Raw genomic sequence first — 286 nt, 5'->3', positions numbered from 1 at the left:
GAACACTGTGCAGACCGCGCAGGGAAAAGTGACCGACGCGCTCGGCTGGGCTGCCCGTCGGGACCAGAAGCTCGTCGACCTCGGCGCCGGTATCGACCCGGACTACGTCAGCACGCTCGAACACTTCGAGGGCATGACTCACCAAGCGCTCTACGACGCCGTCCACGGGCCCGGCGGGCTCGATCCTGCCGGTCTGCAGACCCTGCGCCGCGTCTGGTACGAGTGTTACTCCGAGTTGGTGAATACACCGAAGGCGCATGGCTGCGCGTCGCACAGCGAATACGGC

1 pseudogene is annotated in these 286 nt (G+C 66.1%); it reads left to right on the top strand.

Features of this window, described 5'->3' with window-relative positions:
* Positions 1–28: 28 nt before the first annotated feature.
* A pseudogene (locus GV792_RS28850) lies at positions 29–286 on the top strand (hypothetical protein); the annotation flags it as partial.

This window comes from Nocardia cyriacigeorgica (genome assembly GCF_010868145.1).
Taxonomy (GTDB): domain Bacteria; phylum Actinomycetota; class Actinomycetes; order Mycobacteriales; family Mycobacteriaceae; genus Nocardia; species Nocardia cyriacigeorgica_D.
This window is presented reverse-complemented; position numbering and strand designations above follow the sequence as displayed.